At 64.7% G+C, this 13,539-nt stretch carries 7 protein-coding genes and 2 pseudogenes; 2 read left to right on the top strand and 7 right to left on the bottom strand.

What is annotated here, in order from left to right:
• From RT028_RS17230 to RT028_RS17250, 5 genes and pseudogenes are all read right to left on the bottom strand, one after another.
• A pseudogene (locus tag RT028_RS17230) lies at window positions 1-249 on the bottom strand (energy transducer TonB); the annotation flags it as partial.
• A gap of 243 nt (window positions 250-492) precedes the next feature.
• Window positions 493-1,497, bottom strand: a complete 1,005-nt coding sequence (gene mgrA, locus RT028_RS17235; protein WP_312936321.1) for an L-glyceraldehyde 3-phosphate reductase — start codon at window positions 1,495-1,497, stop codon at window positions 493-495.
• Window positions 1,494-2,561: an ABC transporter substrate-binding protein gene (locus RT028_RS17240; RefSeq protein ID WP_312936322.1), complete on the bottom strand. Its 1,068-nt coding sequence runs from the start codon at window positions 2,559-2,561 to the stop codon at window positions 1,494-1,496. Before RT028_RS17240 ends, mgrA begins: the two co-directional genes overlap by 4 nt.
• Window positions 2,558-3,382, bottom strand: coding sequence for a TauD/TfdA family dioxygenase (locus RT028_RS17245; protein ID WP_312936323.1), 825 nt, complete (start codon window positions 3,380-3,382; stop codon window positions 2,558-2,560). Before RT028_RS17245 ends, RT028_RS17240 begins: the two co-directional genes overlap by 4 nt.
• A gap of 24 nt (window positions 3,383-3,406) precedes the next feature.
• Window positions 3,407-5,605, bottom strand: a complete 2,199-nt coding sequence (locus RT028_RS17250) for a TonB-dependent receptor (RefSeq protein WP_312936324.1) — start codon at window positions 5,603-5,605, stop codon at window positions 3,407-3,409.
• Between the two features lie 486 nt (window positions 5,606-6,091).
• On the opposite strand from RT028_RS17250, the gene RT028_RS17255 reads away from it, so the two are divergent.
• Window positions 6,092-7,048 carry a LysR family transcriptional regulator gene (locus tag RT028_RS17255; protein ID WP_312936325.1) on the top strand — a complete coding sequence of 319 codons (957 nt, stop codon included), beginning with the start codon at window positions 6,092-6,094 and terminating at the stop codon, window positions 7,046-7,048.
• Between the two features lie 147 nt (window positions 7,049-7,195).
• Here RT028_RS17255 and RT028_RS17260 read toward each other — a convergent pair whose 3' ends face one another.
• A complete protein-coding gene (locus RT028_RS17260) occupies window positions 7,196-12,061 on the bottom strand; it encodes an NAD-glutamate dehydrogenase (protein WP_312936326.1) in 4,866 nt (1,621 codons plus the stop codon).
• Between the two features lie 342 nt (window positions 12,062-12,403).
• Here RT028_RS17260 and RT028_RS17265 point away from each other — a divergent pair, with 342 nt between their 5' ends.
• Entirely contained in the window at window positions 12,404-12,757 is a 354-nt protein-coding gene (locus RT028_RS17265; protein ID WP_312936327.1) for a hypothetical protein, read from the top strand.
• A 358-nt stretch (window positions 12,758-13,115) separates the two neighbouring features.
• Here the strand turns inward: RT028_RS17265 and RT028_RS17270 are convergent.
• Window positions 13,116-13,539, bottom strand: a pseudogene (locus RT028_RS17270) (DUF2235 domain-containing protein); the annotation flags it as partial.

Genomic DNA, 13,539 nt, shown 5'->3' on the forward strand with positions numbered 1-13,539 from the left:
AGCCACAGGCGCCACCGGCGCAGGCGGCGGTGGCGGCGGCGGTGGCTCCACTGGCGGCGCGGGCTGGGAAAACTCGATGGTCATCGGCGGCACCTCAGGCGGCACCACGGGCAACTCGGCTGTCGGCTGCTGATTGATCCAGACGATCACCGCACCGTGCAAAACCAAGGCCAGCATGCCCAGCACCAGCGCTTCACGCCGGCGCCACGCACGCCGCGGGGTTACCTGCAGCCTGGCCAGCGCCAGGGGGTCTGATGGGAGGCGCTCAGTGCCGGATGCGAGGTCGGGCGCAGGCACCGGCGAAAACGCAAGGGCACCCGTAGTGCGCTGAACATTGCCCATGTCATGGCTCCTGTAGGTCACTGCAGTGAGGCGCTGCAGCAAGGGTGAAATGAAGGCCGTACCCACCGCAGCAGGCGTGACGCGGCAGCGAGGCCGTGCACACTGCATCTGGCATGCGCGGCGACAAGGCCGCGGCGGTCCGGTACAGCGTCACGTCTGCGCCAGCTGCGCCAATTCATCTGCACTGAACGCCAGGTTGTCGAGCGCGTGCAGGTTCTCGATCAACTGCTCGGGCGTGCTGACGCCCACCAGCACCGAGGTGACCTGCGGGTTGCGCAGCGTCCACGCCAGCGCCAGTTGCGACAGCGTCTGCCCGCGCTGCGCAGCCACTTCGCTGAACACACGGATACGGCTGTGCAGTTGCTCGTTCAACGCCTGCTCGGGCAAGTACCGACTGCCCTTGCCGATCCGTGAGTCTTCGGGGATCGCCTGCGCGTACTTGCCCGACAGCAAGCCCTGGGCCAGCGGCGAGAAACTGATCACACCGGTGCCCCGCTCATGCGCGCCTTGCAGCACCCCGTTGGTCTCGATGCTGCGCTCGAGCAGGTTGTACAGCGGCTGTTGCAGCACCAGTGGCACCTGGCGTTCGCTGAGCAGCGCGGCAATCTCGTCGGCCTGCTGCGCCGGGTAAGAAGAAATCCCCACGTACAGCGCCTTGCCCTGACGCACAGCGCTGGCCAGGGCGTCAGCGGTTTCCTGCAACGGCGTGTCAGGGTCGAAACGGTGGGAATAGAACACGTCCACGTAATCCAGACCCAGCCGCGCCAGGCTCTGGTCGAGACTGGCGAGCAGGTACTTGCGCGAGCTGCCGCCCTGACCATAGGGGCCTGGCCACATGTCCCAGCCAGCCTTGGTGGAAATGATCAGCTCGTCGCGGTGGGCACTGAAGTCCTGGCGCAGCAACTGCCCCAGGTTGCGCTCGGCGCTGCCGTAGGGCACCCCGTAGTTGTTGGCCAGATCCAGGTGGGTCACGCCATGGTCGAAAGCGGTGCGCAGAATGCTGCGCTGGCGGCTCAGCGGTGTGTTGTCGCCGAAGTTGTGCCACAGCCCGAGCGAAAGCGCGGGCAGCAGCAGGCCACTGCGACCGGCGCGGCGGTAGTCGCGGCCCTCGTAGCGCTGCGGGTGGGCGGTGTATGGGGTTAGCGGTTGGCTCATTGGGCAGTGTCCTTGGCGGTGCTCCAGCGGTAATGCGTGGCCGGTGTCCAGGCGTCGCCGAGCTGGGCCTGCTGCAAGGCGCGCTCGAGAATGGCCGGCTCGACCCATTGATCGACATCGAACGGCTTGCGAATCAGGCGCGCGTCTGCAGCCAGCTGCACGTCCTTGCGCAGCACGCCCAGGTAGTACGGGTCGAGCAACGGCGAGTAGACGAAGCTCAGGTCGCCGCCCTGCAGCGCCTGGGTCAACACCGAAGGCGGGTAGCCAGACTGCTGGGCACTCAGCTCGATCTGCGCCTGCCGGTTGGCTTCCTGGGCTAGCCAGTGCTGCGCCTTGAGCACGCCTTCGACCAGATGTTGCGCCGCCTGCGGGTGGGCATCGATGAAGGCCTGGGTGACGACCAGCCCGCCCTGCCCTGCGCCGCGGCCGTCGAGTTGCTGGCTGCCGAGCGGGATCTCGATCAGGCCCTTGTGCTTCAACGCGAACAAGCGTGCCGGTGCCCAACTGGCGTCGATCTGCCGCGCGGCCAAGGCGCTGTTGACGGCGTTGAAGTCAAGGTTGATCACCTTGACGTCGCGTTCGCTCAAGCCAGCGCGTGCCAGCACATCGATCAGGGCCAGGTGGTCGGCGGTGCCGCGCAGAATCCCGACCCGCTTGCCCTTGAGGTCTTCGATGCGCTCGATGCCCGAGCCGGGCACCACGCCGAGGTAGCCGTTGCTGGCGCGGCCGGTGGCCATCAGCAAGCGCGTGCGCAGACCACCGGCACGCCCGATGATCGAGGCCAGGTCTCCAAGGAACGCAGCATCCAGCTGATCGTTGGACATGGCTTCGTTGATCAGCGGCCCGGCGCCCTTGAAGAAGTGCCACTGCACCTCGACGCCATCGGCGGCTAGCGCCTCTTCGAGCAGGTGCCGGGTGTGCAGCACATCGACCAGCGGGCCGCCGCTGGGCTGCGAGCCGGAGGTCACATCGGGGCTGGCGATGCGCAAGGTCACGCCCTGCGCCTGGGCCAGCGACATCCATGCGATCAAGGGCAGCGCCAGCCAGTATCTGCCTGCTTTCATACCGGCCGCCCCTCTTCCAGCACCGCCGCGCGGCGCACTTGGCGACGCGCCGGGAAATAGTCCGCCACGGCCAGGTGCTGCGTGCTGCGGTTGTCCCAGATGGCCACGGTGTTCTTCTTCCAGGCCCAGCGCATCTGGAATTCGGGAATCTGCAAATGCTGCAGCAACAGCGTCAGCAGGTGTTCGGACTCAACCCAGGAGAGGTCGGCGATCTGCGAGGTGAACGCACGGTTGACGTAGATCGACTTGTTGCCCGACACCGGGTGCGTGCGGATCACCGGGTGCAGGATCGGTGGCGGCAAGACACGGTTCAGGTGCCTGAGGGCCTCGCTGTAGGGCTGCGCGTTCGGGCTGCGGGCGTGACGGATGTCGTGCACTGCGCTCAAACCGTCGAACAGCGTTTTCAGCGGCGCCGCCAGCGCGCGATAAGCCGCTTCGGTGTCGACCCACAGGGTATCGCCGCCCAGCTCGGGAATTTCCTGGGCATACAGAATGCCCAGTTTCGACGGTCGATCGGCAAAGGTCACGTCGGCGTGCCAGGTGTCGTTGGCGCCTTTTCGGGTCTCGTCGTAGGCGAACACCACCAGTTCGCGCACGGCCGGATCGGCTTCATAGACCGGGTGCACATGCAGCTCGCCAAAGCGCTCGGCAAAGGCTTTCTGCTGTTCGGCGCTCCAGTGCTGGTCCTCGAAGAACAGCACCTTGTGGGTCACCAGCGCGGCTTCGATCTGTGCCAGGGTCGCGTCGCTGACATCGGCCAGGTCGATGTCCGAGATGCGCGCGCCAAGCAGTGGGTGCACGCGTTGCAGGTTCAGGCTCATGGTTTTCCTCCAGCAGTGAAAGGGTCAGAAGTCTTTGCGCACTTGCACGCCGAAATAACGCTCGTCGTCGCGCGGCACCACGCGGGTGGTACTGGCCCCGGACGACAACACAGGTGAATACGACTTGTCGGCCAGGTTCTTGCCGATCACCGCCACCCGCCAGCCGGCGTCGTAGTCGGCCAGCGCAACGGTCGCGCCCCACAGGCCGAATGCGCCCTGCCGGGTGTTGGGGTTCTGGTCGAGGCTGTATTGCACCTCGCCCTGCCAGCTGTAATCGGTGCCCAGTTCGATGTCCCAGCCGTTGTCCAGCGGGATGGTGTAGTCGGCGCGCAGGTAGCTTTTCCAGTCCGGGGTGAAGGGCAACGGCTTGCCGTTGATGTTGCAGCTGCTGGCCGCGCCCGCCGGGCAGCCGAAGTCATCGATACGGGCGCGGGTATAGGCCAGCGCACCGGAGAGCTTGAGCTGCTGGGTGGCCTGCAGCGCGTAGTCGAGCTCGACCCCCTCGCTGGTGACGGTGCCGGCGTTGATCAGCCGGGTTACCACGGAGGTGCCCACCACATCGAAGAAGTTGGCCTGATAGTTGTCGTAGGTGGAGTGGAACACCGCGAGGTTTGCCGTCAGGCGGTTGTTCCAGAGGCTGCTTTTGAGGCCCAGCTCATAGGTGTCGGAGGTTTCCGGGTCGAGCGGGTCCAGGTCCAGCGCTTGCATGTTGAAGTAGACGTTGTAGGCCGGGCCTTTGTAGCCGCGCGAGTAAGTGGCATAGGTCGTGAGCTGGTCGTTGATGTCGTACTGCAAGCCGATACGCCCTGAGCCGCCGTTATCACGGTGCGAGCCACTGCTGGAAAACGACGGGCGTACCGAGTTGACGGCAAGCGGCGAGGTGGATAGGCGGCGGTGGTCGTACTCGATCTCATCCAGCGTCCAGCGCAGGCCGAAGATGGCGCGCAGGTCGTCACGGACATTCAGGGTCGTCTCGCCAAACACCGCGTAGCTGTCGTTGGTCGCGCTGTAGTCGGCGCGGCCGCTGTTGCGCACTGAACCGTTCACCGACAGGCGCCGGTAGGTTTCTTCGGATTTGCCATGGAACAGGTAGGTGCCGAGCACGTATTCGGCGAACTGACCTTTGGGCGAGGTCAGGCGCAATTCCTGGCTGAACTGGTCGTAGTCGACATCGCCTTTATCGTGCACGGCACTGACCGGCAAGGCTGCGGTGAAGTCGTTGTCCTGGTATTGCGTGTTGTCCCAGCCGCGCCAGGCGCTGATCGAGGTCAGGGTGAAGTCGGTCAGCGACCAGTCGGCCTGCAATGACAGGCCGCGGTTGGTGTCCTCGACATGGGTTCTGTAGTCGCTGCTGATCTTGCGGTTGTCAGCGCCTGGGACCACTGGCGCGATGGCGCCTGCGATGGCGGCGCTGGGCGTGACCAGCACCGATGGCGTGTCGTTTTCGCCGTCGCTGTAGTCGCCGATCAGGGTGAACTTCACGTCCTCCTGGGGCTGGAACTGCAGTTTGCCGCGCACGCCCTTGCGCTCGTAGCCATTGGTGTCGTGGCCGTTGACCACGTTCCTGACGTTGCCGTCGTACTCGCCGAACGAGGTGGTCAGGGAGCCTTTGAGGGTCTCGCTGAGACGCCCGCCAAGGCCCAGGCGCACGCGGTTTTCGTCACCTGCGCCAAAGTGTGAATAGTCGACAAAACCGTGGGTGGCGTCTTCAGGTTCACGGGTGATCACGTTGAGCACACCGGCCGAGGCGTTCTTGCCGAACAAGGTGCCCTGGGGGCCGCGCAGTACTTCGATGCGGTCGACATCCAGCAGGTCCAGCGTTGACTGACCAGGACGGGCGTACACCACGCCGTCGATCACCGTCGCCACGCTGGGCTCCACCCCTGGCGAGGTGGAGATGGTGCCGATGCCGCGCACGAACAGCGAGCTGTCCTTGTTGGAAGGGCTGCTGCGGTAATTGAGCGTCGGCACCTGCTGAACGATGGCGGCCACGTTGTTGCGGTTTTCCCGTTCGAGCTGCTCGCCATCGACCACGGTGACCGCCACCGGCACCTGCTGCAGCGATTCCTCGCGGCGGGTGGCGGTCACGGTCACCGCCTTGAGCGTCGGCGTGGCCTGGGCTGTTGTGTCTGTCGGCGACTCGGCGCTCTGGGCATAAGCGCCGGGCAGGTACAACAACCCCAGGAGCGCGCCCCGGTGCAGGGTGCTGGTGATTGGCTTCATGGTTCGGATCCCCTGATTCTCTAATGGCAGCCGCTGAAGCACTCGCCGACGCTCCAGGCGTACGGTCGGTGTTGGGGCTTCCCGAGATCGGGTCAGGTCTTCAACGGGCAGGTCGCAAGTGCGAAGACGGTCTTGGCCGTCGAGTCGGTGTTTTAACAGCGGCTGTTGCAGGCTGTACAAGGCGAAAAATGCATGGCGGCCATGCACGTCAGGTCTGGTGCCTGGGCTTGCGGGTCATTGCCGAAGGGCCGGCCAGGGCGTGCGGGGCCTGTGCGCACGCGGCGCAAGGTGATCAGCGCTGAGTGGCAGATGGCCGAAACGGGCGATGCCACTTGAAGCGCCATATGGTTATAAATAATTGGTATTTAAAATCGAAAAGTTATCAGGATACCGTTCATCGACCCGTTCAGCGCGCAGCCCTAGCTCGCAATGCCTGCGTTGTGAAACGTCTTTCCCGCATCAGCGCCATTCCCCGCGAGACTCGCCATGGACCTGCACCAACTCAGACACTTTCTGGCGCTCGCCGAGCACGGCAACTTCACCCGCGCCGCCCAGGCGAGCTTCATCACCCAATCGGCCTTCAGCCGTAGCATTCAGAGCCTGGAGCACAACCTCGGTTGCCAGTTGGTGGAGCGTGGCGCAGGCGGACGCGGTTTTACGCTGACGGCTCAGGGCCAGACACTGCGTGGACGTGCCCGCGACATCATCGAGGCGATGAAAGTACTGCGTCAGGACATCCTCGGGGGCGAACTCACGCCCGCTCCGCTCCTGAGCCTGGGCTGCGGCCCGGCACCCGCAGCGCGGCTGGTGCCTGCAGCCCTCGCCGAGTTCATCGACCGCCACCGCGATACGCGCATCGATCTGCGGGTGGACGCGCCGGACATCCTCAAGGGCTACCTGGACGCCGGCGAGATCGAATTCCTGATCGCCGACCTGCGCCACATCCGCGCCGACCAGGGCTACATCACTCAAGCCCTGCGCCCCCGGCGCTTCCAGTTGTTCTGCCGCCGGCATCACCCGCTGTCGATTGCGCAGGAGCGCTCATTCGGTGCACTGGCCGACTACCCGCTGGCCTGCTCGTCGCTGCCCACCGAATTGCAGACACTGCTGGCCGAACGCGCCGGCCGCCAGGCACTGCCGAGCAACCTGCAGTGCAAGCACACCGATGTGCTGGTGCAGATGGTGACCGGCTCCGACCTGATCGGCATTGCCACCGAAGACGTGGTGTCGCAGTGGGTAGCGCAAGGCACCGTCGAGCGCCTGAGTTTCAGCGATGCGCCGCAGGGCTTGCTGATCGGCGGCACCTGCTTTGGGGTGGTGTATCGGGTTGATCAGCGACTGTCGGTGCGCGCCGTGGAGGCGATCGAAACCATTGCCCGGGTGGATGCCAGCTATGTGGCGACGGATCTGGGGATGACGCAGCGGTTTGCGCTGGCGATCTGAGGGGCTGGGTGGGCGAAGCGTTCTGCCAATGGCAGTGAAATGATCTTCGCCAGCGTGGGTCGGCCCGTGACACCTGGATCGGGACGGGCCACTGGAGACAAAAAAGCCCCGGCATCTCTGCCGGGGCTTTCTCATTTCAGCTCACCTTCAGGACGGCACCACCACCGCCTGCCCGCTCATGGCGAGATCCACCAGCTCACGGTTGGCCACTGCATACATCGCGTAGTCGTGACCGGTGGCATTGCGCAGGTCGTCGAGCATGGCGCGCCAGCGCTCGGCCATGACGCGGTGCTGCTCGATCCACAGGGCCACGCGAGCGTCCATGTCTTGCGGGGCATCGGTCATTTGCAGCACGGAGATGGTGATTGCGCGCTGTTGCAGGTCGATGTCGTCGCGGAACGCTTCGCGGGCCAGGGCCTGCCAGTTGTTTTCCACTGGCAGGTTGCTGATCTCCTGCAGGTACCAGGTCAGGTCCAGCGCGCTGCCGACGGCGAAGAACGCCTTGGCCACTTGCGCCGGTTCATGGCCGGTGACGTCGGAGGCTTCGATGATCGGCAACAGGGTGTACAGGTGCGAAGTGCCGGCAACCATGCGGGCCAACAGCTCCGGCACGCCGGCATCGACATAGCCCTGGTAGCGGACCATCCAGCGCTCGCGGGTCGGGCCTTCGAGCAGCTCGTCGAGCTTCAGCCCCAGCTGGGCGATCTTCGGCCCGAAATGGGCAGCGTCACGGCCAGCATCCTGTTCGTTACGGCGGCTGCGCAGGAACCAGCGGGTGGCGCGGCGGCCCAGGCGCATCAACTCGTCCATCAGGGTCAGCTGGATCTCGGCCGGGACCTGGTAGTCCAGCGCTTCGATCTGACGGAACCAGTGCGGCAGGTGGAAGATGTCGCGCACGATCACATAGGCACCGGCCACGTTGGCCGCGCTCATGCCGGTGGACTCTTTCAGGCGCTGAACGAAGGTGATGCCCATGTTGTTGACCAGATCGTTGGCGATCTGGGTGCTGACGATTTCGCGCTTGAGGCGGTGACGACGCATGGAATCGGCGAACTTGCTCACCAGCGACGGCGGGAAAGCGGTTTCCATGTCGCGGGTCAGGTACTCGTCGTCCGGCACTTCGGACTTGAGCAACTGCTCCTTGAGGTCGATCTTGCTGTACGAAATCAGCACCGACAGCTCGGCGCGGGTCAGGCCCTGGCCGGCGGCCAGACGTTCGGCCAGTTGCTCCTCGGACGGCAGGAACTCGATGGCGCGGTCCAGCTTGCCACGCGCTTCGAGGTCGGCCATCAGGCGCTTGTACTCGGCGATACGCTCACGCACGCGACGCGCAGCCAAGGACAACGCCTGGGTCTGCTTGTAGTTGTTGCCCAGCACCAGGTTGCCGACCTCGTCGGTCATGCTGCCGAGCAACTGGTTGCGCTGCTTCTCGGTCATGTCGCCACCCTGCACCACTTCGTTGAGCAGGATCTTGATGTTGACCTCGTGGTCCGAGCAGTCCACGCCACCGGCGTTGTCGATAAAGTCGGTGTTGGTGGCGCCGCCGTTGAGGCCGTACTCGACGCGGCCCAGCTGGGTCATGCCGAGGTTGCCGCCCTCGCCCACCACCTTGCAGCGCAGCTCGTCGCCGTTCACGCGCAAGGCGTCGTTGGCCTTGTCGCCGACATCGGCATGGCTTTCGCTGGTGGCTTTCACGTATGTGCCGATGCCGCCGTTCCAGAGCAGGTCGACCGGCGCCTTGAGCAGTGCGTTGAGCAGCTCGGTCGGGGTCAGACGGTCGGCTTCGATGGCGAAGCGTTCCTTCATCTGTGGGCTGATGGCGATGCTCTTGGCACTGCGTGGGAAGATCCCGCCCCCTTCGGACATGATGCTGGTGTCGTAGTCGGTCCAGGCCGAGCGCGGCAGCTCGAACAGGCGCTTGCGCTCGGCGAAGCTGTTGGCGGTTTCAGGGTTCGGGTCGATGAAGATGTGCAGGTGGTTGAAGGCCGCGACCAGCTGCAGCTTGTCGGACATCAACAGGCCGTTACCGAACACGTCACCGGCCATGTCGCCCACGCCGATCACGGTGATCGGGTCTTCCTGCACGTTGATGCCGTGCTCGCGGAAGTGGCGTTGCACGCCGACCCAGGCGCCACGGGCGGTGATGCCCATCTTCTTGTGGTCGTAGCCTGCCGAGCCACCGGAGGCGAAGGCGTCGCCCAGCCAGAAGTCGTAATCGATGGCGATGCCGTTGGCGATGTCGGAGAAGGTCGCGGTGCCTTTGTCGGCCGCCACCACCAGGTATGGATCGTCTTCGTCGTGACGCACCACGTTGGCCGGTGGCACCACGCCGCCGTCCTTGAGGTTGTCGGTGATGTCGAGCAGGCCGCTGATGAAGATGCGGTAGCAGGCGATGCCTTCTGCTGCAATCTCGTCACGGCTGCCGCCCAATGGCAGGCGACGCGGCAGGAAGCCGCCCTTGGCACCGACCGGCACGATCACCGAGTTCTTCACCTGCTGCGCCTTGACCAGGCCCAGCACTTCGGTGCGGTAGTCCTCCTCACGGTCCGACCAGCGCAGGCCACCCCGGGCGACGTTACCGAAGCGCAGGTGCACGCCTTCGATGCGCGGCGAGTAGACGAAGATCTCGAACTTCGGCACCGGCTTGGGCAGCTCGGGGATCAGCTTGGGGTTGAACTTGAAGCTGAAGTAGGACTTCGCCTGGCCGTTGGCGTCTGGCTGGTAGAAGTTGGTGCGCAGGGTGGCCTTGATCAGGTCCAGGTAGCGGCGCAGGATGCGGTCCTCGTTGAGCACCTGGACGTCGTCCAGGGCGGTGAGGATGGCTTGCTCCAGGCGCTGCTGCTTGTCGTCGAGGTCATCCTGGGTGAGCTTGCGCGCCAGGTAGAAGCGGGTCTTGAACAGGCGCGTCAGTTCACGGGCGATGTCGGTGTGGTTGTTCAGCGTGCTGGCGATGTAACCCAGGTCGAAGCCCAGGCGGATCTGCTTGAGGTAGCGGGCATAGGCGCGCAACAGGGCCACGTCGCGCCATGGCAGGCCAGCGGTGAGCACCAGGCGGTTGAACGCATCGTTCTCGGCGTCACCGCCAACAATGTGAATGAAGGCGTCCTGCAGCGTTTCGTTGAGCTGCTCCAGGTCCAGGCTCAGGCCTTCGCTGTAGGTGAAGGCGAAATCGTGGATCCAGTACTCACGCCCCTTCGCATGGCGCAGGCGGTAGGGGAATTCACCCAGCACGCGCAGGCCCAGGTTCTCCAGGATCGGCAGCACGTCAGACAGCGCCAGCGGCGTGTCGGCGTGGTACAGCTTGCAGTGCAGGATGCGCTCGCCGACCTTGGTCAGCGGCTGGTAGAAGCTCATGGCCAATGGGCGCTGGTCGTTCAGCGCCACCACGTGCTGCAGGTCGACCACTGCCGAGTGCGGGGCGAAGCGCTCGCGGTAACCGGCCGGGAAGCCTTTGGGGAAGTCGGCGAGCACGTTGGTGCCCTGGGCTTCGCCGAAGTTTTCCACCACCAGGGCGGAGTAGTCGTCCTGCCACGAACGGCAGGCCTGGATCACTTCCTTTTCCAGCTGCTGCGGGTCGATGTCGATGCGGTTCTTCGGGTCGACCCGCAGAATCAGTTGCACGCGCGCCAGCACCGATTCGGAGAAGAAGGTCCAGAATTCACAGTCGCTGGCCTTGAGGCGCTCCATCAGCACCTGTTCGATCTTCTGCCGCACCTCGGTGGAGTAGATCTCGCGCGGCACGTAGGCCAGGCAGTAGCAGAAGCGGCCGTACGGGTCTTTGCGCAGGAACACGCGGATCTTGTTGCGTTCCTGGATCTGCACGATCGACATGACGGTGTTGAACAGCTCGTCGATCGGGGTCTGGAACAGGTCGTCGCGCGGCAGTACTTCCAGCACCTGGGTCAGTTCCTTGCCCAGGTGCGCCTTGGCGTCGAAACCGGAGCGGCGCTCGACTTCGGCCACCTTGACCCGCAGGTACGGGATGGCATGCACGTTTTCGCCATACACCGACGAGGTGTACAGGCCCATGAAGCGGCATTCCTTGATGACCTTGCCATCGGCATCGAGCTGGCGGATCGACACGTAGTCCGGGTACGCAGGGCGGTGTACGCGGCTCGGCAAGGCCGCTTTGGCGAACGACAACAGCAGTGGCTCGTTGAGGTAAGCCTCGGCGTAGTCTTCGATGCGCAGCTCTTCAGCGCTCAGGCCGACGCGCAGGCGGGTCGGCAGGCCGAGGAAAGACTGCTCGTCATAGTTGATGCGCCCGCCTTCGCCGTCATGGGTGACGGTGAATTCTTCATAGCCGAGGAAGGTGAAGTGGTTGTCCAGCAGCCATTCGAGGAACGCGGCGACCTCGGCCTTTTCGTTCTGCACCGGGGCATAGGGGCTCTGTTCGACCAGCGCAACGACCTCGCGCAGGCGTGCCTTCATCGGCTCGAAATCGGCCACGGCCACGCGCACTTCGGCCAGCACCTGCTCGATCTCGCGGCTCAGCACGCTCAGTTCGGAGGCGTTGGCGCAGCGGTCGATTTCCAGGTACATCAGCGATTCGTGCTGCACGCCCTCGCCCTGGCTGCCTTTGGGCAGCAGTTCGAGCAGCTCGCCCTTGGCGCCGCGACGGGTGCTGAGCACGGTGGTTTGCAGGGTGTGGATGCTGTAGCCGTGGCGGTTCAGCTCGGTGCGGACCGAGTCGACCAGGAACGGCAGGTCGTGGTGCAGCACCTCGACCACGGTGTGGGTCGACTGCCAGCCGTTGCGTTCGTAGTCCGGGTTGTAGACCCGTACTTGCGGGGTTTCAGCATCGAAACGCTCGACGATGCGCCAGGCAGACAGGGTGCAGCCGACCAGGTCGGATAGCCGACGCTGGGTGAGTTCGTCCAGGGAAATGATGCCGAAGAACTGCTCGGCGAACAGGGCGACCTGGGGCAAGGTCTGTTCGCTGATGTGCTGCGCCAGGGCCGATCGTAACTGCTGCTGGAAATCGGCCTTGCTGGCTGCGGTGAAAAACGCCATCTGTGTGGTACTCCGCGTTGGCTCTTTGATCATAGGGAAGCATTGCGTGCGCGCTCCAGTCGCATCAACCATAGTCATCAACCATGGACATGAGGGCCGTGGAGCGCGAAAAACCAGGCGCTGGGACTGGGTTGCAGGCTCAGCGGGTGATGGGTATCTGCAAAAGCGACTGTGGGGTAACACTGTGCCTTTACGGGTAACCATCGACTGGGCAGCTTAACGACTGGCCGGTCATGCGGCTTCCGGTGCTGCGACATATTCGGTCAAGGTGAGGCAATATGTCGCAATGCTGAGACATTTCCCCCTGGCAAAATTCCTTTTCATTCATTCCATGAGCCCGCCATGCACCTGAAGACAGAGCAGTTCCTCGCCACCCCGTGCGATGACGAAGAAGACAACATGGCGACGCTGTGCTGCTTCGCCAGCAACGGCCAGATGTTTCTGCTGACCCGATATCCGGACGAAGACACCCTCGACCTGACCCTGGATGACGCGCCTTCCACCCTCGACGGCCTGAGCGTGACGTTCAGCCCGACCCGTCTGCTACTGAAGGTGGCACCGGGCGATCGCGATGCGCTCAAGGGCGATGAACAACTGGAGATCGAACACGCCACCCCGGCGAGTGATCTGGCCGAAGTGATCGAGACGCTGCGCATTCTGCTGCAAGGCACCGGCGAGTTGATTGTCGAGGTCTGAGGCGGCCATGAACATGAAAGAGGGCGGCGCGGCTTGAGGCCTGCCGCCCGATCACCTGCTTGTTCTGCGTGACCTGCACTGGGCCGGCTGCGCCGGCCATCGCGACTGACCGGGGCGCCGGACCGGCCGCTCCTACAGCGCGTCTTCCTGACGCATCACTTTCGCCGGCCCAACCTGACGCATCACTTCGGCCCGCCCAACCCGGCCCTGTAGGAGCGGCTTCAGCCGCGATGGCTGGCGAAGCCGGCCCAGCGCAATGACGGTGGATCGCGATGGCGGCATCAGGTCGGTTTGGCGCCCCCATCCAGACAAGCGCCGACACCCTCCCCCGTGCCGCCAGCCATTGGTGACCCACCCTTCAACCCGCCAGCGAATCGCGATGCACCCGCCTCACCCCATCGGCAGTCGGTCGATTGACGAACACCCCGTCCAACACGCTTTCGCGCCATGCGCTCAGCGCATTCCAGTGCGCCGAGGTGTGGATGTAGCGCGCGTGCAACAGCGCCATCTGCGCAGCATCGAGCCCCGGGTCGTCGCGACAGCCCAGGGCGTAGTCATGCAGGCGGGCGCTGATCTCGAGCAGGTCGGCCGGCAACGCCAGCAAGGCCGCCGGCAGCGGCGCGAACGGCACGCCCTGCACCACGGCGAGCTCACGCAGGATGCTCAGGTACACCCGCGACAAATCCCCCCACACCTCGCGCTCGCGGCACGGCGCAGCGTACACCTGCTTGGACGGCGCCTCGCGACGGGCGCGGTGGTCGGCGCTCGGCACCTCCCAGGTG

Source organism: Pseudomonas sp., from assembly GCF_032058845.1.
Classification (GTDB): domain Bacteria; phylum Pseudomonadota; class Gammaproteobacteria; order Pseudomonadales; family Pseudomonadaceae; genus Aquipseudomonas.

What these genes read in the sequence shown, in the direction of transcription:
- mgrA (WP_312936321.1), bottom strand. Translation starts at nt 1,497, where the DNA reads ATGAGCCAACCGCTAACCCCATACACCGCCCACCCGCAGCGCTACGAG.
- RT028_RS17240 (WP_312936322.1), bottom strand. Translation starts at nt 2,561, where the DNA reads ATGAAAGCAGGCAGATACTGGCTGGCGCTGCCCTTGATCGCATGGATG.
- RT028_RS17245 (WP_312936323.1), bottom strand. Translation starts at nt 3,382, where the DNA reads ATGAGCCTGAACCTGCAACGCGTGCACCCACTGCTTGGCGCGCGCATC.
- RT028_RS17250 (WP_312936324.1), bottom strand. Translation starts at nt 5,605, where the DNA reads ATGAAGCCAATCACCAGCACCCTGCACCGGGGCGCGCTCCTGGGGTTG.
- RT028_RS17255 (WP_312936325.1), top strand. Translation starts at nt 6,092, where the DNA reads ATGGACCTGCACCAACTCAGACACTTTCTGGCGCTCGCCGAGCACGGC.
- RT028_RS17260 (WP_312936326.1), bottom strand. Translation starts at nt 12,061, where the DNA reads ATGGCGTTTTTCACCGCAGCCAGCAAGGCCGATTTCCAGCAGCAGTTA.
- RT028_RS17265 (WP_312936327.1), top strand. Translation starts at nt 12,404, where the DNA reads ATGCACCTGAAGACAGAGCAGTTCCTCGCCACCCCGTGCGATGACGAA.